Raw genomic sequence first — 22050 nt, forward strand, 5'->3', positions numbered from 1 at the left:
ATTTTTATTTGCCTACATAGGTAAACGGGCGCGTGCAACGACGCTGTCTGGCATTTTTTCGGCAAGCTTAGCGAGTAAATTTTCGACTTTCTTGTGAGTTGCTTTATCGGCAACCATTGAATGAAATAACCAACGGTAGGCGTCTTCATAATCTCGTGGGCTGCCATAACCTTGATTAAATAGATTAACCAAACGCATTTGTGCCTTTAGGTTACCTTGAGCTGATGCTTCTCGTAAATAGGTCACCGCCATTGCTTTATCTTGCTGCACTAACTGACCTACATCATAGTAGCGACCAAGCTGCTCTAAAGCCGCGCCTAGCCCTTGCTGAGCGGCCTGACGCATGTAATAAACCCCTAACTCTACATTACGGTCTACACACACCGCATAAGCTAGCATATCGCCATACAGGAACTGATATGATGGCAGTGCCATTTTATTGGCTCGCGCTTCGATATCTTGCACTAACTGGCAATCATCTGCCTTGACACGTGCAAGGTGTGTATTTTTATTGATCAAGCCTATTAACTCGCTCTCTGTGTAAAGAGGCACAGCTGTGATAGGCTCTTCAGCCATACTCAGGCTTGAGAAGAGTAATGTTAAAGGCAATAAAACACGCATCAAAATCACTTAAATAAAGTCAGTCTTAGCAAATAATATACAAATATTATACCAAGTGAATTTTAGGCACAAAAAAAGCTGCCGAAGCAGCTTTTTCAGTCACTATGACGATTATGCAAATGGGCTGCGTAATACCATAGTTTCTACACGGTCTGGACCAGTAGAGATGATATCAACTGGAACACCAGTGATTTCTTCAATACGTTTGATGTAATCAAGTGCCGCTTGCGGTAATTGATCAACTGACGTAGCACCTACTGTGTTTTCTGACCAGCCTGGCATCTCTTCGTATACTGGTGTTACTTTCTCGTAACCTTCAGCTGCTAATGGTGTAACGTTCGTTACTGTGCCATCTTCTAACTGGTAACCAGTACAGATTTTTAATGTTTCTAAACCGTCTAAAACGTCTAGTTTAGTTAAACAGAAACCTGAGATGCTGTTGATTTGCACTGCACGGCGCATTGCCACTGCGTCTAACCAACCTGTACGGCGTAAACGACCTGTCGTCGCACCGAACTCATGACCTTTATCACCTAAGTGCTTACCAACTGGATCTTGCTTATCAAGACCGTCGTAAAGCTCTGTAGGGAATGGACCAGAACCTACACGTGTAGTGTAAGCTTTGATAATACCTAACACGTAATCAAGGTGTAATGGACCAAAACCAGCACCAGTCGCTACACCACCAGCTGTTGTGTTTGATGATGTTACGTACGGGTAAGTACCGTGGTCGATATCAAGTAATGTACCTTGCGCACCTTCAAATAAGATGTTGTCGCCCGCTAAACGCGTTTGGTCAAGAAGCTCAGTAACATCAACAACCATTGCTTTTAAGATATCTGCGATAGCCATTGCATCGTCAAATGTCTTTTGGAAGTCAACTGGTTCAGCTTTGTAGTAATGCTCTAAAGTGAAGTTATGGTATTCCAATACTTCTTTAAGCTTGCTAGCAAACTGTTCAGGATTGAATAAGTCACCTACACGTAAACCACGACGTGCAACTTTATCTTCATAAGCTGGACCGATACCACGACCTGTAGTGCCAATTGGCTTATCGCCACGTGCTTTTTCACGGGCTAAATCTAATGCAATGTGGAAAGGTAAAATTAATGGACATGCTTCGCTGATTAATAAGCGCTCACGTACTGGTACGCCACGCTCTTCTAGCATGCCAATTTCTTTCATTAATGCTTCTGGTGATAAAACAACACCATTACCGATCACACACTTAACATTGTCACGTAATACACCCGATGGAATAAGGTGTAAAACCGTCTTTTCACCGTTGATTACCAGAGTATGGCCTGCGTTATGACCACCTTGATAACGAACTACTAAAGATGCTTTGTCTGTAAGGAGGTCAACTACCTTACCCTTACCTTCGTCACCCCATTGGGTGCCTAGTACAACAACGTTTTTACCCATTGCAAATTCACTTAGAAAAAATTAGGACGAGATTTTATCAGAAAACGAGGTGAAAGATCACCCCGTTTAGCTTATTTTTTCTGCGCCTGAATTTTTATCTTCTCAATTACTTAAACAACTACATGCAGAACAGAGGTTTATAAAATTGTTAAGAATAAAAATTAATCACTTACAGAAACAAAAAAGCCCCACAAATTGCGGGGCTTTTGATCATACGAGTATTACTTACTGTACTTTTGTACCTTTCATATAATTAAAGAAGTCGCTATCAGGTGAAATTACCATCACGTCTTGTTTATCTTTAAAGGTATTTTTGTATGCTTCTAGGCTGCGCATAAAACCAAAGAATTCAGCGTCTTTGTTATATGCATTAGCATAGATAGCAGCAGCATCAGCATCACCTTGACCACGAACTGTACGAGCATTACGTTCAGCATCTGCAAGCATTACGGTTACACGGCGGTCTACTTCTGCGCGAATTGTCTCAGCTTTTTCTTGACCTTCTGAACGGTGCTCTTTAGCTACTGCAGTACGCTCAGCACGCATACGCTGGAAGATTGAGCTACTCACTTCTTGTGGTAAGTTAATTTGCTTAACACGTACGTCAAGTACTTCAATACCTAGCTCTTGCGCACTTTCAGACGCTTGAACTAACGCTTCTTCCATCAATTCACTACGCTCGCCAGAGACAATCTCTTTGATTGTACGTGAACCGAAATTAGTACGAAGTCCATTGTTCACCTTTTGCTTAAGCAGTGTTTCAGCATATTGCTTATCACCACGGGCACGTAGGTAAAATGCACTAAAGTCATTAATGCGCCACTTCACATAAGAATCAACGATTAAGTCTTTTTTCTCACTAGTAACAAAGCGGTCAGCTTCACCATCTAGCGTTTGAATTCGTGCATCTAAGCGACGTACTTGGCTAAAGAAAGGTACTTTTAAGTGTAAACCTGGGCCATATACTACAGCGTTATCGTCACTGTCTTTTTCAACTTTGCTGAATAATAAGACAATTGCTTTTTCGCCTTCTTGTACAACAAAAATCGCAGAAAAAGACAGCACAACTGCAAGGGCAAGTATTACTAAACTAAAATTTTTCATCTTACTTATCTCCCCTCATTAAAACGGTCAGTTGCGAAACGATCATTACTTGAATTAACCGTGCTGTTACGTGATGGATTTAACTTATTGCGAAGATCTTGAATATCACTTGAGCTTGGTAGCGCAACACGCGTTGCTGTACCTTGCTTTTCCATGATTTTATCAAGCGGTAGATACATCATATTATTACCGCCCTCTACATCAACTAACACTTTAGAGCTGTTACCTAGCACTTCTTCCATCGCATCGATATATAAGCGCTTACGGGTTACTTCTTTCGCAGCTTGGTACTCAGGTAACAGTTTTTCAAAACGTGCTACTTCACCTTGCGCTTCTAGAGTAATACGCTCACGGTACGCTTCTGCTTCTTGTGTCATTCGCGTAACTTGACCACGGGCACGAGGCTCAATTTCACGAGCGTAAGCCTCAGCTTCACGAATAAAGCGTTCTTCATCTTCTTGTGCAGCAATAGCATCATCAAACGCGTCTTTTACTTCACCCGGCGGACGTGAATCTTTAAAGTTCACATCGCTTACGATAATACCTAAGTTGTAAGGCTCAATGATTTTGTTTAGTTCATCCCACGTTTGTTGGCGCACTAACTCACGACCAGTTGTTAGCACTTGGTCCATTTTTACATGACCAATCACATAACGAAGAGCACTATCAAGCGCTTGTTTCAAGCTGCCATCTGCGTCGGTTACGCTAAACTTGTATAGGTGTGGATCGATAACACGGTATTGTACTTCAAACTCTACATTTACCACGTTCTCGTCTTCTGTCAGCATGAAACCTTTTGCAGATAACGAGCGAACCGCTTCAATATCTACAGGGATCACGCGTTCAATGAAGGTCATTTTCCAACGTAAGCCAGGTTCTGCAATGCGATTGTATTGTCCAAATTGTAAAACAATACCGCGCTCGGCTTCTTTTACCGTGTAAATACCACTTAATGCCCATACAATGACGGCAATAATAAGGATGAAAGAAATGCCTGCGCCACCAAGTCCGCCGCCGTTTTTACCTGGCTTATTACCACCAAATAAACCGCCAAACTTGTTGCCGAATTTACGCATTACCTCGTCTAAATCAGGTGGGCCTTGATCTTTTCCGCCTTTATTATTCCACGGATCTTTATCATTGCCATTATTACCCGGTTCATTCCAGGCCATAGCTATACTCCATTGTTATCTAAATGAATTAGGTTAAATCTATCAAATCTACAGCATTTCTCATACTAAAAAAGACAAATGCTGGCGATTTTTAATCAGTCACTACAAAAGAGTCGAGGTCTTGTCCCATCTCTTTTTTCAAGCGATTCCATTCTGCCATTGGCAAGCGTACCGATAACAACCAGTTTCCTTGCTCATCAAAACGTTCTTGATGAACTGCGTTTAAGTTGAATAATGCTGCACGAATACGACCATGTTGTGGTGGTAATTTTAGCTCATCAGCAAACATCTTCTTGGCAAGTAACTCATTAATTGCCTCACTTAGCAGTTCACAGCCAACGCCAGTGCGCGCCGACAACCAGACTCGTACCGGTTGACCTTCGTCGTTTCTATCTATACGTGGCGCAACGTCATCTAGCGCATCAATTTTGTTATAAACCAATAATTGCGGCACTTCATCTGCTTCGATTTCTTTTAAAACAGACTGTACTTGCTCAATATTTTCTTTTCGACGAGGGTCTGCCACATCGATAACATGCAACTGTAAATCAGCTTCACGGGTTTCTGTTAAGGTCGCTTTAAATGCTGCAACAAGGTCATGAGGTAAGTGACGAATGAAACCTACCGTATCCGCTAAAATAATTGGACCTATATCGCCGATGTCTAACTTACGTAAGGTTGGATCTAGGGTTGCGAATAGCTGATCAGCAGCATACACATCTGAGTCAGTAATACGGTTAAATAACGTTGATTTACCCGCATTGGTATAACCTACTAGTGACACAGTTGGAATTTCATTTCGCGTACGCGCACGTCGCCCCTGCTCACGTTGAACAGCAACTTTATCTAAACGGGCACGAATATTTTTAATTCTTGCGCGCAGTAATCGTCTATCGGTTTCGAGCTGGGTTTCACCCGGACCACGTAACCCTATCCCGCCTTTTTGTCTTTCAAGGTGGGTCCAACCACGGATCAAGCGAGTAGAAATATGGCGTAACTGAGCTAACTCAACCTGAAGTTTACCTTCGTGAGTTCGCGCTCGCTGCGCAAAAATATCTAAGATCAAACTCGTACGATCAAGAACGCGGCACTGGCAAACGCGCTCTAAATTGCGTTCCTGTGACGGGCTAAGTTGATGGTTGAAAATAATGACATCTGCATTGTGGATTTTGACAGTTTCAGCGATTTCTTCTGCTTTTCCGGTCCCGACGAAAAGTTTCGGATGCGGTGCTTGACGACTGCCTTGCACAATCGCCAAACTACTAACACCAGCAGAAGATACCAACAACTCTAATTCGTGAAGATCTTCGCGATCTCCTTCTTTAGGTAAGTCGATATGAACTAAAACTGCCTGTTCGCCGGCTTCATAACGGTCAAACAAGCATTACGCTCCTAAGTTTAAAAATTTCCAGATTCTTGCTCTTCTGAATCATCACTTCCTTGAACGCCTTGGAAGTTAACAGAACGCGCTGGAACAACAGTTGAAATAGCGTGTTTATACACCATTTGATTTACGGTGTTTTCAAGTAAAATAACAAATTGGTCAAATGACTGGATTTTACCCTGCAATTTAATGCCATTAACCAAAAAGATTGATACTGGAATGCGCTCACGACGTAACGCATTTAAAAATGGGTCTTGTAACGACTGGCCTTTTGCCATGTTATTTTCCTTCGTTCTAGGTGTTATTATAATTAAGTAGCTGAACTAATTTAACAAAGCTAAAAAACTTTCAGCTACTACTAGCTTAGCGAACTTACTACACGTTGCAAGTTTTCTTCATCACCCGTAGTCAACCAAATTACTTCAGGCCAACCTCTTAACCAAGTCAGTTGTCGCTTGGCTAACTGCCGTGTGGCTGCAATACCACGAAAGACCATTTCATCATAGTCAATTTCGCCAGCAATGTAATCCCACATTTGTCTATAACCCACACAACGAATCGAAGGTAGGTCTGGGTGTAAATCCTTACGTTTATATAGGGATGAAACTTCATTTTCAAACCCCTGATCGAGCATTATTTTAAACCTTTTCTCAATTCGCTGATGTAATTCACTGCGATCATCAGGTGCAATGGCAAATTGATAGAAAGTATAAGGAAGCTCAGGCTGCTTTTGTTTTTGCAGCTCAGTCATTGTTTTACCTGTTATACGATACACTTCTAATGCACGATTAATTCTTTGCGAATCATTTTCGCTCATTTTTTTCGCTGCATCAGGATCGATTTTCACAAGTTCTTTATGCAAATGTGGCCAACCAAACTGCGCTGCTTCTTTTTCGAGTTCAGCACGTACTTCAGGTGATGCCTCTGGTAGCGGTGATAAGCCATCAATAAGCGACTTAAAATACATCATTGTACCGCCAACCAATACAGGTACTTTACCTTGCTGATGAAATAGATCAATCTTTTCAATTGCATCACGGCGAAAATCTGCCACTGAATAACTTTCTGCTGGGTCGATAATATCAATTAAGTGATGCGGCGCACGAGCAAGCTCTTCGGCATTTGGCTTTGCCGTGCCGATGTCCATATCTTTATAGACTAATGCTGAATCAACACTGATTATTTCTGTGTTTAAATGCTCACACAGCGAAATTGCTAAATCTGTTTTCCCTGCAGCGGTTGGTCCCATTAAAAAAATGACGGGTAAGTTATTCAAGCCTAAATACCTTGCTTAGTTTAAAAACTGAGATAGTTCTATTTTAACTGCTTTTTGACGTAAACGTTGCATAGTTTGTGGATTATTTTCTAACCGAGCTACTTGCTCCATAAAGGCTTGGCTTGCGTAATAACGTGTTGGTATTTGTTGAGCTAACCAAGCTAACCATTCATCGAGTGAACTTGGTGAGGCTTTACAGCCAGCAATAAGCCGCTCAATAGCATCACTTACATCAAGTAAATACACGCAAGGCGGAAGCTTTTTAACCATCACAAACTGTTTTTCTATTACTAAATCAAAACCAAGCAAGGTAAACCACGACTGCTGAGCATTTAACGCACTAATATCATCAGCACTTGCATTTACTCGCACAGGTAACAACAAGGCTTTGCCATCAAGGCTACCTGCTTGCTCTACGTGCGCTTGCCAGTCGAGTGCTAAAGCATGCTTAAAGTGCGCAGCAAAGAGTTGGTTGTCTTCACTAAATACGCATTCGCCCTCGCGTACGTGGATGAGTTTGGCAAGCTTAGCTTGCTCAACAACCGGTACTTTAACGCTTGGCTCTGGGCGTACTTGGTCAAAATGCGCAGCATGTTGCTCGCTGATCTCTTGATAAAATGCATTGACATCTTGGTGAGATGTTTTACTGCGGCCCTGGCTGTCACTACTAAAACCACCGCCAGAGCTCCCTGCTCCAGTTGCCCCAGAATAACTCACTGAACGTGTCGGCTGTAATTCAGATTTAGGGTAATCATACTGCTCTGTTGGCGCTGATTGAGTAAAACTTGGCTGTGTGCTGCTTGAGTGCGCCTCATCAAACGGAGCATGCTGAAAAGCAGTGTCATTATGCTCTGTAAAACCAGCTTCGTGCTGAAGCGGCACCACCACTTGTTTTATTGCCTGCAGGATAAAGTCATGCACTAAACGGCCTTGATGAAAACGCACTTCATGTTTTGCTGGGTGCACGTTTACATCGACCTGACGTGGGTCAATATCAATATAAATGACAAAACCGGGTAGCTCTTCTGAACCTGCGACTTCTTCAAAGGCTTGGCGGATTGCATGCAAAATGAGTTTATCGCGCATCATGCGATTATTCACATAGGTATATTGCGTGCTATTCGTTGAGCCCACGGGCAATACCCAACCTCGCAACATCAAACCTGCTTCACCTGACTGAATATGCAGCCCCTGTTCACTAAATGCTTTACCCGCCACTTGTGCAACACGGCTTATCGCTTGCTCAGGGTTTGGTTTAGCACGGTATTGACGCACGACCTTGCCATTATGAGTCAGGGTGATAGAGACATCAAAACGACTCAGCGCAATACGCTTTATGAGCTCATCAATATGTGAAAACTCGGTTTTCTCGGTGCGAAGAAATTTACGGCGCGCAGGGGTGTTAAAAAATAAGTCTTTCACCTCAATGGTGGTACCATCAGGGTGTGCGGTTGGCTTAATCTGCACCGCCATATCGCGACCTTCAGCAAACGCTTGCCATGCAGCCTCTTGCTGCTTTGGCTTTGAGCTTAAGGTTAAGCGAGAAACAGAACTAATTGATGCTAACGCTTCACCACGAAAACCCAGTGAGCAAATGTTCTCAAGATCATCGAGTGACTTAAGCTTACTCGTAGCATGGCGCGACAAGGCTAATGTTAGCTCATCTTTATTAATGCCAGAGCCATTATCGCGGATACGAATTAGCTTATGCCCACCACGCTCAATATCTATTTGAATGCGCGTTGCGCCAGCATCTAAACTGTTTTCTACCAGCTCTTTAACAACGGATGCTGGGCGTTCAACCACTTCACCCGCAGCAATTTGGTTAGCCAATCGCGCGGGTAGTATTTCTATACTCATAGTGTTCCTAACACGAAAATTGACTAGCTTTGAGGAATATCAAGCTCTTGACCAATAAATAAGGTGTTCGATTTTAAGTTGTTGGCCGTTTTTAGCTTACTCACAGAGGTGTTGTATCTGCTTGCTAAAATACTTAACGATTCACCAGGGCGAACTTTGTGTTTAGTCGAAAACTGCGACTTTAACTTAGCAAATAGTGAATCATCTGGTGGATTCTTCATGTAGTAATTTTTAATCGAGGTGAAAATTGCTTTAGCTAAGCGCTCCTGATGCTGCGCCGTTTTTAGCATTCGCTCTTCACGCGGATTCGAAATAAACCCTGTTTCGACCAAAATAGACGGAATATCGGGTGATTTCAATACCGCAAGGCTCGCCGCTTGCGGGCGTTTTTTATGCATTTTAGCCACTTTTCGTAATTCGCTAACCACTTCTTCTGCGACACTAAAACCTGTTTTCATCGAGTGATCCATCGACATATCTAGCAGTGCTTGTGCTAAATATTTTTCGCTTGCAGTATCTTTTAATACCCCAGCTGCACCACCTAAAAGCTCTGAGTGTTTTTCTTTATCCTCAATCCATTTACCAATTTCTGAATTTGCACGGCGCAGTGATAGCACCCACACTGAGGCACCGTTTGGCTGCGGGCTAGTAAAGGCATCCGCATGAATCGACACAAAGAAATCAGCTTTTTTCTTACGAGCTATGCTGGTACGGGTGTTTAGATTTACAAAGTAATCACTGCGGCGCACCATACGCGAAATCATGCCTTTTTCAGCATCTATCATTCGCTCTAAGCGCTTCGCTATTTGTAGCGTAATATCTTTTTCATAAGTGCCTGACGGGCCAATTGAACCTGGGTCTTCACCACCATGACCTGCATCAATGGCAATAACAATATCGCGCTCTTGATTAAGTTCGCGTTTTTTCACACTGGTATTGGTCGAAACAACGGGCTCAGCCTTCGGTGTTTTATCAACAAGGTCAACCACTAAACGATGCTTGTAGGGATCGGTTGGTAGTAAAGCAAATACAACAGGTTTACTGGCACGGGCTAGCTCAAAGACAAAACGTACACTTTTGCTGTCTTTTGGTTTTGAGTAACGCAGTTTGGAAACAATCTGATGCTTTTTAGGAATAGCAGGCAAGCTATCTAGTTTGTCGGTATTTTTTAAATCAATGACTAAACGAGCTGGGTTTTTCAGCATGAAATAGCTGAAATCAGGCTTATCGTTTAAATCAAAGACCACTCGAGTGCTGTCAGGTGAGGGCCACACTCGTACGCTATTAATGGTATTTTGTGCAAGCGCAATCTGGCTAACAACCAATAACATCAAAGTAGTTAATAGTTTAAACGTACAACGACCCATTTTTACTAATACACCTTTATTTTTATATGTTTATTCTTGCGCGCTCGTAAGTTGCTGAACGATAGTCTTACCACGCTCGGTTAAGCTATTAATTGTAATAGCACGCGCCTCGCCTTCATAGCGTAGGGTGATATCAAGATCTGGTGTTGGAATAAATTCGCCGCCTTTTTCAGGCCATTCCACAACACAAATGGCCTGTGGTGAAAAATAGTCACGAATTCCCATATATTCAAGTTCTTCAGGATCACCTAAGCGATATAAATCAAAGTGATAGACATCAGCTTTGGCTAATTGGTAAGGCTCAACCAGTGTATAAGTTGGACTCTTAACCTTACCTTGATGACCGAAACCGTGCACGATACCACGGGTTAATGTCGTTTTACCGGCACCTAAATCACCATGTAAATAGATGACTGCTCCTTGCTCCATTAAGGTTGCAAGTTGCTTACCCATATTAACCGTTGCTGCTTCATCAGCGAGTGGAAAACCAACACTGTCGGTCATTATTACCTCATGAAAAACTAAAAACACATTGCTTTGTTAATCATACCAGAATATTTTTGTAAGGCGAGAATCACTCTTATGACTATTTTGACAAAAAAAAGCCGGCAAAGTTGCCGGCTTTTTAGCTTAAACAGAATTTTGTTTACAGACCTAGTTTCTTCTCAAGGTAGTGGATGTTTGTACCACCGTTTTGGAAGTTCTCATCTGCCAAGATTTTCTTGTGCAGTGGTGTGTTGGTCTTGATGCCATCAATCACTAATTCGTTTAACGCATTGCGTGAACGAGCAATGGCTACATCACGGTTTTCACCGTAACAGATCAGCTTACCAATCATTGAATCGTAATGAGGTGGTACTGTGTAATCTGCGTAGATGTGGCTGTCCCAACGAATACCTAAACCGCCAGCAGGGTGGAATCGCGTGATTTTACCTGGTGATGGAATAAAAGTGTCTGGGTCTTCCGCATTAATACGGCACTCAATTGCGTGACCACGAATAACCACATCTTCTTGTGTGAATGATAGTGGCTGGCCAGCTGCAATTTTTAGCTGTTCTTTGATTAAGTCAACGCCAGTAACCATTTCTGTTACTGGGTGCTCAACCTGAATACGGGTATTCATTTCGATGAAATAGAACTCGCCGTTTTCGTATAAGAATTCGAACGTACCTGCACCGCGATAACCAATTTCGATACATGCACGAGTACAACGGTCACCGATGAACTTACGCATTTCAGCTGTGATACCTGGCGCTGGCGCTTCTTCAACAACTTTTTGGTGACGACGTTGCATTGAACAATCACGCTCACCTAAGTGAACTGCATTGCCTTGACCGTCTGCCAGTACTTGAACTTCGATGTGACGTGGGTTTTCAAGGAATTTTTCCATGTAAACCATGCCATTACCAAAGAACTGCTTAGCTTCTTGCTGAGTAAGAGCGATTGAATCAATCAGTTCTTTTTCGCTGCGAACAACACGCATACCACGACCACCGCCGCCGCCTGCTGCTTTAATGATTACAGGGTAACCAATACGCTTAGCGATTTGAATGTTGCGCTCACTGTCTGCCGTTAATGGGCCATCAGAACCTGGTACACAAGGTACACCGGCTTTACGCATCGCTTCGATTGCAGAAACTTTATCACCCATTAAACGAATCGTGTCGCCTTTAGGACCGATAAATACAAAGCCGCTTTGCTCAACTTGATCAGCAAAGTCTGCATTTTCAGAAAGGAAACCATAACCTGGGTGGATAGCAACTGCGTCTGTTACTTCTGCCGCTGCAATAATGCGCGGAATATCTAAGTAACTTTCAGTGGCTGCTGGTTTACCAATACAAATTGTTTCGTCTGCCAGTAACACGTGCTTAAGATCACGGTCTGCCGTTGAATGCACAGCAACAGTTTTGATCCCAAGCTCTTTGCAGGCGCGCAGTACGCGAAGTGCAATTTCACCTCGGTTTGCAATGACTACTTTATCTAACATAGAGTTGGCCTTTTGTTGCGCTATTATTCAATGATGAATAAAGGTTGATCGAATTCTACTGGCTCGCCATTTTCAACTAAGATAGCTTTTACTGTGCCTGCTTTATCAGATTCGATTTGGTTCATCATCTTCATTGCTTCAACGATACATAACGTATCGCCAACATTTACTTTAGAACCTACTTCTACGTATGGTGCTGCTTCTGGAGAAGCCGCTGAGTAGAATGAACCAACCATAGGAGATTTAACTTGATGGCCAGTCGGTGCAGCTGGAGCAGCCGCTTCTGCTGCTGGTGCCTCTGCTACTGGAGCTGGAGCCGCTGCTGGTGCAGGTGCTGCAAACTGCTGTGGTGCATACTGCATTGCAGGTGCTGCAGACATGTTGTTACGATTGATGCGTACTGACTCTTCACCTTCAGTGATTTCTAATTCAGCAATACCAGATTCTTCTACTAGTTCGATAAGTTTTTTGATCTTGCGAATATCCATTGAACGACCCGCCTGTTAGTTATTTAAAAAATTAATGTGTGTTTTGCAACCGGCTAACAGCAGCTTCAAGTGCCACCTTATAACCCATTGCTCCTAATCCAATAATGACGCCTTGTGCCACATCCGAAAAATACGAATGATGACGGAATGCTTCTCGAGCATGCACATTACTTAAATGCACCTCGTAAAAGGGAATGTTTACACTGAGTAATGCATCCCGTAAGGCTACGCTTGTATGCGTAAATGCAGCAGGATTGATAATTATTGCATCAACCATTTGCCATGCATCGTGAATGCGTTCTATTAATGCAGCTTCACTGTTACTTTGGAAATGCGTTAAATCAACATTGAGACCGGCAGCAACCAAGCTAAGTTCAGCTATAATCTCATCAAGAGATTGAGTACCGTACTTTTCTGGTTCACGCTTGCCAAGCATGTTTAAATTTGGCCCATTTAGAACTAAAAGTTTGAATTTTGCAGCCATAATACGCGATATATCCTATAAGTAAGCAGTTTAACCATATTCATCATAAACCCACGCTTAACCTAAGCGTGCTGATGTAAAATAGCAACTATTTCTCACGTTAACCACCTATTATAGATATTTCGACGTAAATAGCAGCAAAATACTGGTCTAATCACTCCCCATTCGTGGTAAAGTCAAGCATAGCAAGGCACACAACAGTGTCATTCCAGCTGTTTTCCTGTTGATAAATTGAGCTTCAATCAGTGAATTTGCTATTTTTCACTTAAAATAAGTATTTTTTACGATGCAGATACAAAAACGCCACTCAGATGAGTGGCGTTTTGCTATTTTCTTGCACGTTTGCGTTTATTTAGCGGTATTTCGAACTTTTGCTAAATGTTCTGCAAAGTCTTTGGCATTTAAAAAGCCTGTTACACGTTGCTCTAAAAGCTCATTACCTTGGCTATCAAAGAACAAAATGCTCGGCAACCCAAATACCGTGTATTCTTCCATTAGCTCTATGGTCTTTGCATCGCTTTCAGTTAAATCGATTTGAATTAATTCAAAGTGAGCAAACAGCTCTTGCACTTTAGCATCAGGAAACGTGTAGTGCTCAAACTCTTTACAGGCAACACACCAGTCGGCATATAAGTCGACCATCACTAAGCGCCCCTCGCTACTTGCCTGTGCAATTTCTTCTTTTAATTCACTTAGATTAGCAACTTGTCTAAAACCATGTGTTTGTACAGCAGCTTCAGCAACTACCGCTTTACTAGGCCAAAAATAATTTTTCGTTAAACTTGCCCCAGTTACAACCAATAAGGTTGCTGCAAACCACAATGTTGTTTTTAGCTTGCCTTGTGATTGGCCACTTTGCCAATGGTGTAAATAAAGCGCTGTAGCAAGTGCTAATAAACCCGCCATTAACCAAATGATTTCAATATCAACAATACGCTCAAGCAGAATAAGCGGCACGACCAGCATAATGAAACCAAATAGGGTTTTCACTTGCTCCATCCAACCACCGGCTTTTGGTAGTAATTTACCACCAGAAGTCCCCAGTAATAATAATGGTAAGCCCATGCCTAAACTGAGCACATAAAGTGTTAAACCACCAACTAGATAGTCACCACTTTGCGCCACATAAAGTAAAGCAGCAGATAAAGGTGCTGTTGTACATGGTGAAGCAATCAAACCAGACAGTACACCCATCATAAATACGCCAACATAGTTGCCGCCTTTTTGCTGGTTACTAACCTGAGTGAGTTTATTCATCATGCCGCTAGGTAACTTGATTTCGTACCAGCCAAACATCGACATTGCCAGCAATACAAATAAGATACTAAAGCTAATTAGTACAGTAGGATGCTGTAAATACCCTTGTACTTGCCCACCTAATGATGCAACCACTAAGCCCAGTGCTGCGTAAGTAACGGCCATACCTTGTACATACACAAAAGACAGCGAGAACGCTTTTTTAGTCGACAAATTCTGCTGACCCGCAATAAGGCTCGACAAAATCGGAAACATTGGGAATACGCATGGTGTAAAGGCAAGACCAACACCCACTAAAAAGAAGATTACTAGGTTAGTTAGTAAACCTTGCGATGCCAGCTTATCGGTATATGACTGCTCACCAGCTGGTTTTGAAACTTCTTGAGAAGGGGCTGATGACGCTTCATTAGTATCGGCTGCTTGTGTTAATGCCGCTAATGCGTTCCCCGCATCTGCAGCCTGTGATACTTGCTCACCTGCAATCACAGATAAAGGAATGGTTCTAACTTCTGGCGGATAACATAACCCCGCCTCGGCACAGCCTTGAAAACGCACTTTAACAACCGCATCTTCTGTGACGTTACTGAGCTTAGAAACCACACTTAACGAATCAAAGAATACCTCAGTCTTACCAAAAAACTCATCTTCAATAATCACGCCCTTGCCAAGATCAGGAACTTCAATATCAGCGCCTTTGGCAATAATTTCGACTTTCTTTTTGTAAAGGTAATAATCAGGCGCAATATCCCAGCCAATAAATAAGGTTTTGCCTTGCTGGTCAAAATCGAAAACAAACGCCTGATCAACCGGGAGAAATGTTTGCTCCGCAGGTTGTAGTAGATTTCCAAGTAAATTGTTATTACTTGCACTTGCTGGCATAAGCCACAATGCACAAAGTAATAAAAGGAACGATCGCATTAATTAAGTACCTCATCCATCCAATTAAAATAGGCTAAATTGCCCGTAGCCACATCAACGACCTGAATTTCAGGCACCTCATAACTATGCAATTTCTTGATAGTTTGGATCACCTCATTCATTTTTTCTGACTTAGTTTTGATCAGTAACTTACTTTCAATAGCTTGAGTCACCTCGCCTTCCCACATGTAAATAGATTCAATAGTAGGCAAAATGTTCACACAAGCAGCCAGCTTTTCTTTAACTAGATGCTGTGCCAACTGACGGGCTTCAGCCTCATTTGCACAAGTCGTAAAAATAAGTCGAAAATGCGTAGTCATAAGGAACCTTTATTTGATTACGTGAGTCGCACCATAGTAGCCGATAGTAACTATAATGTGTAGCGAGCAAGGTGATCCTAGGTTCCGTCTTGAAAAATGACCTGCTCACCCCAATTTATATTTCACTGACTCGAAAGAGAATGACATTTTTTAGAGAGCGTTATGTTTAGATTTTTGTTTTTGTTATTTATTTTAGTGCCGATTGTGGAGATCGCGTTACTCATCCAAGTGAGTGAAGTGATCGGCGGCTTTGCCACCATAGCGCTTGTAATTGTGACCGCGATTGTCGGTGCGAAATTAGTGAAGCAACAAGGTATGGGCGCGATTCAAAACGTGCAATTACAAATGGCACAAGGGCAAATGCCTGCAAAAGAATTATTTACTGGATTATGTGTGATTATCGCCGGTGTTTTATTAATGACACCAGGCATCATGACTGACTTTTTTGGCTTTTTACTACTTACGCCAGCAATCCGCAACAAACTGGCTGCAGGCCTTGCTAGTCAAGCGACTGTGCGTATGAGTTCACAGGCAAATCAAGGCTCTGCACACTTCCAATATCATAGTAAAACAACCACTCATGAAGAGCCAAACCATCAACCTACAACTATTGATGGTGAATTTGAGCGAAAAGATTAAAATTTTTTAATTTTTTTACTTGGATTTTTTTAAGCCACCCCCATTAATGAATGCAATGAAACGCAACGGGTGGCTTAACACTCCCCTGCAATAACACAAGATTTTTTCTGTACTGTTCAGAAACTGTTAGGAGAACTAAATAAATGAACATTCGTCCTTTACATGATCGCGTCATCGTTAAGCGTCTAGAAGAAGAAACTAAGTCTGCTGGCGGTATTGTATTAACTGGCTCTGCAGCTGAAAAATCAACTCGCGGAGAAGTTATCGCTGTTGGTAATGGCCGTGTTTTAGACAACGGTGAAGTAAGAGCATTAGAAGTTAAAGCCGGTGACACTGTGCTGTTCGGCTCTTATGTTGAAAAAGTTGAAAAGATCGAAGGTCAAGAGTACCTGATCATGCGTGAAGATAACATTCTAGGCATTGTAGGCTAATCCTACTTTTCGTTTAGCAACCCGTTTACAGAATTTAAGAGGAATTTAATCATGGCAGCAAAAGAAGTACTTTTTGCAGGTGACGCACGTGGCAAAATGCTAACTGGCGTAAACATTTTAGCTAACGCAGTAAAAGTAACTTTAGGTCCTAAAGGCCGTAACGTTGTATTAGACAAATCATTCGGCGCGCCAGTGATCACTAAAGATGGTGTATCTGTAGCTAAAGAGATCGAGCTTGAAGACAAGTTCGAAAACATGGGCGCTCAAATGGTTAAAGAAGTAGCGTCTAAAGCGAATGACGCTGCAGGTGACGGTACAACAACTGCAACAGTATTAGCGCAAGCTATCGTAAACGAAGGCTTAAAAGCAGTTGCAGCGGGTATGAACCCAATGGACCTTAAGCGTGGTATCGACAAAGCAGTTACTGCAGCAGTTGAAGAGCTTAAAGCACTGTCTGTTCCATGTGCAGACACTAAAGCAATTGCACAAGTAGGTACTATTTCTGCTAACTCTGATAAAGAAATCGGTAACATCATTGCAGAAGCAATGGAAAAAGTAGGCCGTGATTCAGGCGTTATCACTGTTGAAGAAGGTCAGTCGTTAGAAAACGAACTAGACGTAGTTGAAGGTATGCAGTTTGACCGCGGTTACCTTTCTCCATATTTCATCAACAACGCTGAAAAAGGCGCTGTAGAGCTAGACAACCCATTCATTCTACTTGTAGACAAAAAAGTATCTAACATCCGTGAGCTACTACCTACATTAGAAGCTGTTGCTAAAGCTAGCAAGCCACTACTTATCATTGCTGAAGACCTTGAAGGTGAAGCACTTGCAACACTTGTTGTAAACAACATGCGCGGTATCGTTAAAGTATCTGCGGTTAAAGCACCAGGTTTTGGCGACCGTCGTAAAGCAATGCTACAAGACATCGCAGTGTTAACAGGTGGTACTGTTATTTCTGAAGAAATCGGTTTAGAGCTAGAGAAAGCGACAATCGAAGACCTAGGTACAGCGAAGCGCGTTGTGATCACTAAAGATGATACAACAATCATCGACGGTGCAGGCGAAGAAGACGGCATCAATGGTCGTGTTGCACAAATCAAAGCACAAATCGAAGAAGCGACGTCTGACTACGATAAAGAGAAACTACAAGAGCGTATGGCTAAACTAGCTGGCGGTGTTGCAGTAATCAAAGTTGGCGCAGCAACTGAAATCGAAATGAAAGAGAAAAAAGACCGCGTTGAAGATGCTCTACACGCAACTCGCGCAGCGGTTGAAGAAGGTGTTGTACCAGGTGGTGGTGTTGCACTAGTTCGCGTAGCAAGCAAACTTGTTGAACTTGCTGGCGACAACGAAGACCAAAGCCACGGTATCAAAGTTGCACTACGTGCGATGGAAGCACCACTTCGTCAAATCGTAACTAACGCAGGTGACGAAGCATCTGTTGTTGTTAACTCAGTAAAAGGCGGTGAAGGTAACTACGGTTACAACGCAGCATCAGGCGAGTACAACGACATGATCGAAATGGGTATCTTAGACCCAACTAAAGTAACGCGTTCTGCACTACAGTACGCAGCTTCAATCGCGGGTCTTATGATCACAACTGAAGCAATGGTTGCTGAAATCCCGAAAGATGAGCCAGCTGCTCCAGATATGGGCGGCATGGGCGGCATGGGTGGTATGGGCGGCATGATGTGATAAACATCACCTCCTAAGCACCTCGCTTAAAAAACCCAGCTTCGGCTGGGTTTTCTTTTAGCTATCAGTTTTAAGCTGTCAGCTATCACAGAAACTGACGGCTGACGGCTGACGGCTGACGACTGACGGCTGACGGCTGACGGCTGACGGCTGACGGCTCAGTTAACCAACTCCCTCACTATCGCAAACAAGTCACTCGGTAACATGCCTCTTTCGCCTTCACGTTCTGCGGCAATATCACCGGCTTTTGCATGTAAGGTTACACCTAAACACGCTGCTTGCTGAGGAGTAAGCCCCTGTGCGATTAGTGCCGCTATGATACCTGTTAATACATCGCCACTGCCACCAACCGCAAGTGCAGGGTTACCGTCGGTACACACCCATGTTTGGTTATTATCAGCAATTAAACTGCCAGCACCTTTGAGTACACAAGTAGTGGTATAGCTACGTGCGAGCTGCTTTACCGCATGAAAGCGATTTTCTTCAATATCGCGAGCGCGACAATTAAGTAACCTTGCAGCCTCACCGGGGTGTGGTGTGATTACGGTATTAGCCAATGGAAATGACGAAGCATGCTGAGCCATTAAATTAAGTGCATCTGCATCAATAACCAGAGGCTTGTTATTAGTAAAGCAATACTGCATGACGGTTTCAAAGGTTGTTTCCGACCAAGTGTCTTGACCAAGTCCAGGGCCAATAGCCACACAGGTTGCCCACTCTAGGGCGCTAATCAGGTTTGTATCTGTCACCATTAGTTCTGGCCGGCCAATACTCACTGGTAGAATAGAGCTACTATGGGTATACACTTTGACCATACCCGCACCGGTGCGAAGCGCTGCCTCTGCAGTTAAACGAATAGCGCCTGCAGTGCCTGAATTACCACCAATACACAGCAATTTACCATGGCTGGTTTTATGGCTGTTGTTATCGCGATCAGAAAGCCTCGGCTGTGTCTGATAATTGATAAGCTCTGCCGTGGGTGATGTCAGTTTTAAAAAGGCATCTTCAATACCTAAATCATTAAACTCTAATGTCCCTGTATGCTCTCGCCCTTGCCCTGTCACTAAACCTTGTTTAATACCTACAAAAGTCACAGTGAGCGCGGCTTTTATTGCCACTCCTTGTACGACACCTGTGTCGGCATGTATGCCTGAAGGTAGATCAATAGCAACTATCGGCACTTGGCTTTCGTTGGCAGCTTTAATCAGCTGTGAAAAAGGCTCGCGCACCGCGCTTTGAATTCCCGTGCCAAGCAGGCCATCAATAATGATATCTGCTTGCTCAATAGCACTGGCATCAGCGGTAATTGTCCCTCCTGCGTTGAGCCAAGCTTGCTGAGCACTGAGCGCATCACCTTTGAGCGGTTTATCAGGTATTGCTGCAATAACCGTAACCTGTTTGCCCGCTTGTTTAGCTAAACGAGCAACAACATAACCATCGCCGGCATTATTACCAACGCCCGCTAACACAACGAATGTACTTGCTTTAGGAAAATAGCTGATAGCTTGCTGATAAGTCGCCAGCCCTGCTCGCTCCATAAGCTCATACAAGGTGATACCAGAACGCTTAGCTGCGGGTCCTTCATGGTCACGCACTTGCTCTGCTAAAAATACTGACTGCGAGAGAACAACTGACATATCTATCCTTAAATTGGCCTTTTAATCAGCATATAAGCACAGGTAAGTGCAGTCAATGAGGCATAAAAAAACGGCGCGTAACTTACATTACGCGCCGTTTCTTTAAAGCTTTAGTGACTTACTCAGTGTCTGGTAAGTTGCGACCGTAGAAGATTTCTTGCATCTCGCGGGTCAGCTTAGAGTAGATAACTTCTTCTTCTTCTTCAGAAAGATCTGCTGTAGAAACACCGAATAGGTAAGTATTCAAGTCAGTTTCTTTTAACATCATCTTCGTGTGGAACAAGTTCTCTTGATACACGTTCACGTCCATCATTTGGTACGCTTCTTTGGTATCTTCAGTCATGTAGTTCTGAATTGAGTTAATTGCGTGATCGATATAGTGTTTAACACCATCTACGTCACGAGTAAAACCACGTACGCGGTAGTCAATTGTTACAACATCAGACTCAAGGCTGTGAATTAAGAAGTTTAACGCTTTTAATGGCGAAATAATGCCACACGTTGATACTTCGATATCAGCACGGAACGTACAAATACCATCATCAGGGTGTGCTTCTGGGTATGTGTGAACACAGATGTGGCTCTTGTCTAAGTGCGCTACTACTGTTTCAGGAAGAGGGCCCGGCGCCTCATCAACGTCATACGTTGTTTGTTGCTCAATTGGCTCTTCAGAGATCAAGATTGTCACGCTGGCACCTTGCGGATCATAATCTTGGCGAGAAACGTTTAGAATGTTTGCGCCAATAATATCCACAACTTCACCTAAAATATCGGTAAGGCGATCAGCACTGTACTGTTCGTCGATATATTCAATATATTCTTTACGCTGTTGTTCCGTCTTTGCGTAACAAATATCGTAAATACTAAAGCTTAAGCTCTTAGTTAAGTTATTAAAGCCATGAAGCTTAATTTTATCGAAGGGTTTATTCATGCTAAACCAACCTTAAAACGAGTGAAACCTGCACCAGCAGAAATAAAAGTTCGCGGATTTTATACGAATTTTCTGCTCGGAAAAAGCGTTATTTTACCTGTTCTAGCACAACTTCATGACTATGCGTAATTTCTACTGTTTTATCAAGCATTAAGGCTACAGAACAATACTTTTCAGCAGACAGTTGTACCGCTCTTGCAAGGTGCTTTTCAGAGACATTATCACCGGTAACCACAAAGTGTAGGTTAATCTTAGTAAACACGCGAGGCGCTGATTCAGCACGCTCAGCTGTTAGCTTAACTTGCACATCAGAAAATGACTGCTTGGCTTTTTTTAAAATACTAACAACATCAACAGATGAACAACAACCTGCTGACATTAAAACCATTTCCATTGGGCTTGGCGCAGCACTATCGCTACCTGCATCAAAAACTACATTATGACCTGAATTTGAAAGGCCAATAAACGTATCGCCTTCTACCCATTTTACATTCGCTTGCATGTGCTTTATCTCTTAAAGTTATTTTGCTTGATTGTAAGCAAGTCACACACAGATGCAAGGGATAAGAGGTGAGCTTTAAAGGAAAGCGAGTTGCCTAACGTTGAGCTGCTCGCTTAAAGACTAGAAATTGTGTTGTGCTTTATACATTAAGCACTTTCTACAACAGCACTATCAAATAAGTTTTTCACTAATCCAGCAAACTCATCTATAAACGCGTGCTGTTCAACGGTTACTGTATGATTGGTGACGCTGCTTAGCACTTCTTGTAAGTCATATACGATACCGTCGACTTCGCGAACAATTTGGCTGCGTTGTTCAGTACTAAGCTCAGTGTGTTGCTCGCAAAGTAACATGACATTTTCAGCTATCACATCTTCAATCAGCTCTAACACTGTTGGAGCTCCTGGTTTAATTTGACCCGGCTTCTCAAAAAGCGCTAAATTTTGAGTGAGATACATGACAAGATCATCGTACCCTTGCCTATCTAAAACCATACGACTACACACCTAATAAAAAACTATCTCTTTAGATTTAAGCAGAAAGCGCTTT

The 22050-nt window shown here is 42.8% G+C and carries 22 protein-coding genes; 3 read left to right on the plus strand and 19 right to left on the minus strand.

Annotated elements, in window-relative coordinates; translation table 11 throughout:
- Positions 1–12: 12 nt before the first annotated feature.
- The 15 genes from BIZ38_RS02730 to cutA form a co-directional block, all read right to left on the minus strand.
- Positions 13–621, minus strand: coding sequence for a tetratricopeptide repeat protein (locus BIZ38_RS02730; RefSeq protein ID WP_138600165.1), 609 nt, complete (start codon positions 619–621; stop codon positions 13–15).
- A 111-nt stretch (positions 622–732) separates the two neighbouring features.
- Positions 733–2046 (minus strand): adenylosuccinate synthase, encoded by a 1314-nt coding sequence (locus BIZ38_RS02735; protein WP_054552439.1) that lies wholly within the window; start codon positions 2044–2046, stop codon positions 733–735.
- 225 nt (positions 2047–2271) lie between these two features.
- On the minus strand, positions 2272–3150 hold the full coding sequence (gene hflC / locus BIZ38_RS02740) for a protease modulator HflC (RefSeq protein WP_054552438.1): 879 nt from the start codon (positions 3148–3150) through the stop codon (positions 2272–2274).
- A 5-nt stretch (positions 3151–3155) separates the two neighbouring features.
- Positions 3156–4322 (minus strand): FtsH protease activity modulator HflK, encoded by a 1167-nt coding sequence (gene hflK, locus BIZ38_RS02745; RefSeq protein ID WP_054552437.1) that lies wholly within the window; start codon positions 4320–4322, stop codon positions 3156–3158.
- Between the two features lie 91 nt (positions 4323–4413).
- Positions 4414–5703, minus strand: a complete 1290-nt coding sequence (gene hflX, locus BIZ38_RS02750; protein ID WP_054552436.1) for a ribosome rescue GTPase HflX — start codon at positions 5701–5703, stop codon at positions 4414–4416.
- Between the two features lie 17 nt (positions 5704–5720).
- Positions 5721–5984: an RNA chaperone Hfq gene (gene hfq, locus BIZ38_RS02755; RefSeq protein ID WP_054552435.1), complete on the minus strand. Its 264-nt coding sequence runs from the start codon at positions 5982–5984 to the stop codon at positions 5721–5723.
- Between the two features lie 80 nt (positions 5985–6064).
- Positions 6065–6982, minus strand: coding sequence for a tRNA (adenosine(37)-N6)-dimethylallyltransferase MiaA (gene miaA, locus BIZ38_RS02760; RefSeq protein WP_187489504.1), 918 nt, complete (start codon positions 6980–6982; stop codon positions 6065–6067).
- A 15-nt stretch (positions 6983–6997) separates the two neighbouring features.
- Positions 6998–8842 (minus strand): DNA mismatch repair endonuclease MutL, encoded by a 1845-nt coding sequence (gene mutL, locus BIZ38_RS02765; RefSeq protein ID WP_187489505.1) that lies wholly within the window; start codon positions 8840–8842, stop codon positions 6998–7000.
- Between the two features lie 23 nt (positions 8843–8865).
- Positions 8866–10173 (minus strand): N-acetylmuramoyl-L-alanine amidase, encoded by a 1308-nt coding sequence (locus BIZ38_RS02770; RefSeq protein ID WP_262387547.1) that lies wholly within the window; start codon positions 10171–10173, stop codon positions 8866–8868.
- A gap of 66 nt (positions 10174–10239) precedes the next feature.
- Entirely contained in the window at positions 10240–10713 is a 474-nt protein-coding gene (gene tsaE / locus BIZ38_RS02775; RefSeq protein WP_187489507.1) for a tRNA (adenosine(37)-N6)-threonylcarbamoyltransferase complex ATPase subunit type 1 TsaE, read from the minus strand.
- Positions 10714–10855: 142 nt separating this feature from the next.
- Entirely contained in the window at positions 10856–12196 is a 1341-nt protein-coding gene (accC, locus tag BIZ38_RS02780) for an acetyl-CoA carboxylase biotin carboxylase subunit (RefSeq protein ID WP_054552430.1), read from the minus strand.
- Between the two features lie 23 nt (positions 12197–12219).
- Entirely contained in the window at positions 12220–12684 is a 465-nt protein-coding gene (accB, locus tag BIZ38_RS02785) for an acetyl-CoA carboxylase biotin carboxyl carrier protein (RefSeq protein ID WP_054552429.1), read from the minus strand.
- A 31-nt stretch (positions 12685–12715) separates the two neighbouring features.
- Positions 12716–13168 (minus strand): type II 3-dehydroquinate dehydratase, encoded by a 453-nt coding sequence (gene aroQ / locus BIZ38_RS02790; protein ID WP_138600159.1) that lies wholly within the window; start codon positions 13166–13168, stop codon positions 12716–12718.
- A gap of 348 nt (positions 13169–13516) precedes the next feature.
- A complete protein-coding gene (locus tag BIZ38_RS02795; RefSeq protein ID WP_187489508.1) occupies positions 13517–15343 on the minus strand; it encodes a protein-disulfide reductase DsbD in 1827 nt (608 codons plus the stop codon).
- On the minus strand, positions 15343–15663 hold the full coding sequence (gene cutA, locus BIZ38_RS02800; RefSeq protein ID WP_054552426.1) for a divalent-cation tolerance protein CutA: 321 nt from the start codon (positions 15661–15663) through the stop codon (positions 15343–15345). The genes BIZ38_RS02795 and cutA overlap by 1 nt, the downstream gene beginning before the upstream one ends.
- A 162-nt stretch (positions 15664–15825) precedes the next feature.
- On the opposite strand from cutA, the gene BIZ38_RS02805 reads away from it, so the two are divergent.
- From BIZ38_RS02805 to groL, 3 genes are all read left to right on the plus strand, one after another.
- Positions 15826–16302, plus strand: a complete 477-nt coding sequence (locus BIZ38_RS02805; protein WP_054552425.1) for an FxsA family protein — start codon at positions 15826–15828, stop codon at positions 16300–16302.
- A 143-nt stretch (positions 16303–16445) separates the two neighbouring features.
- Positions 16446–16733 carry a co-chaperone GroES gene (locus BIZ38_RS02810; protein ID WP_063701599.1) on the plus strand — a complete coding sequence of 96 codons (288 nt, stop codon included), beginning with the start codon at positions 16446–16448 and terminating at the stop codon, positions 16731–16733.
- 51 nt (positions 16734–16784) lie between these two features.
- On the plus strand, positions 16785–18431 hold the full coding sequence (groL, locus tag BIZ38_RS02815) for a chaperonin GroEL (RefSeq protein WP_187489509.1): 1647 nt from the start codon (positions 16785–16787) through the stop codon (positions 18429–18431).
- Between the two features lie 158 nt (positions 18432–18589).
- On the opposite strand, the gene BIZ38_RS02820 is transcribed toward groL, so the two are convergent.
- The 4 genes from BIZ38_RS02820 to BIZ38_RS02835 all read right to left on the minus strand — a co-directional run bounded on the left by BIZ38_RS02820 (position 18590) and on the right by BIZ38_RS02835 (position 21995).
- Entirely contained in the window at positions 18590–20068 is a 1479-nt protein-coding gene (locus BIZ38_RS02820) for an NAD(P)H-hydrate dehydratase (RefSeq protein ID WP_187489510.1), read from the minus strand.
- Between the two features lie 118 nt (positions 20069–20186).
- A complete protein-coding gene (gene speD, locus BIZ38_RS02825) occupies positions 20187–20999 on the minus strand; it encodes an adenosylmethionine decarboxylase (RefSeq protein ID WP_054552422.1) in 813 nt (270 codons plus the stop codon).
- An 88-nt stretch (positions 21000–21087) separates the two neighbouring features.
- On the minus strand, positions 21088–21501 hold the full coding sequence (locus BIZ38_RS02830; protein ID WP_187489511.1) for an OsmC family protein: 414 nt from the start codon (positions 21499–21501) through the stop codon (positions 21088–21090).
- 146 nt (positions 21502–21647) lie between these two features.
- Positions 21648–21995 (minus strand): DUF3802 family protein, encoded by a 348-nt coding sequence (locus BIZ38_RS02835; protein WP_054552420.1) that lies wholly within the window; start codon positions 21993–21995, stop codon positions 21648–21650.
- Between the last annotated feature and the right edge of the window lie 55 nt (positions 21996–22050).

Origin of the sequence: Pseudoalteromonas sp. BZK2 (genome assembly GCF_014349195.1) — a bacterium.
Classification (GTDB): domain Bacteria; phylum Pseudomonadota; class Gammaproteobacteria; order Enterobacterales; family Alteromonadaceae; genus Pseudoalteromonas; species Pseudoalteromonas simplex.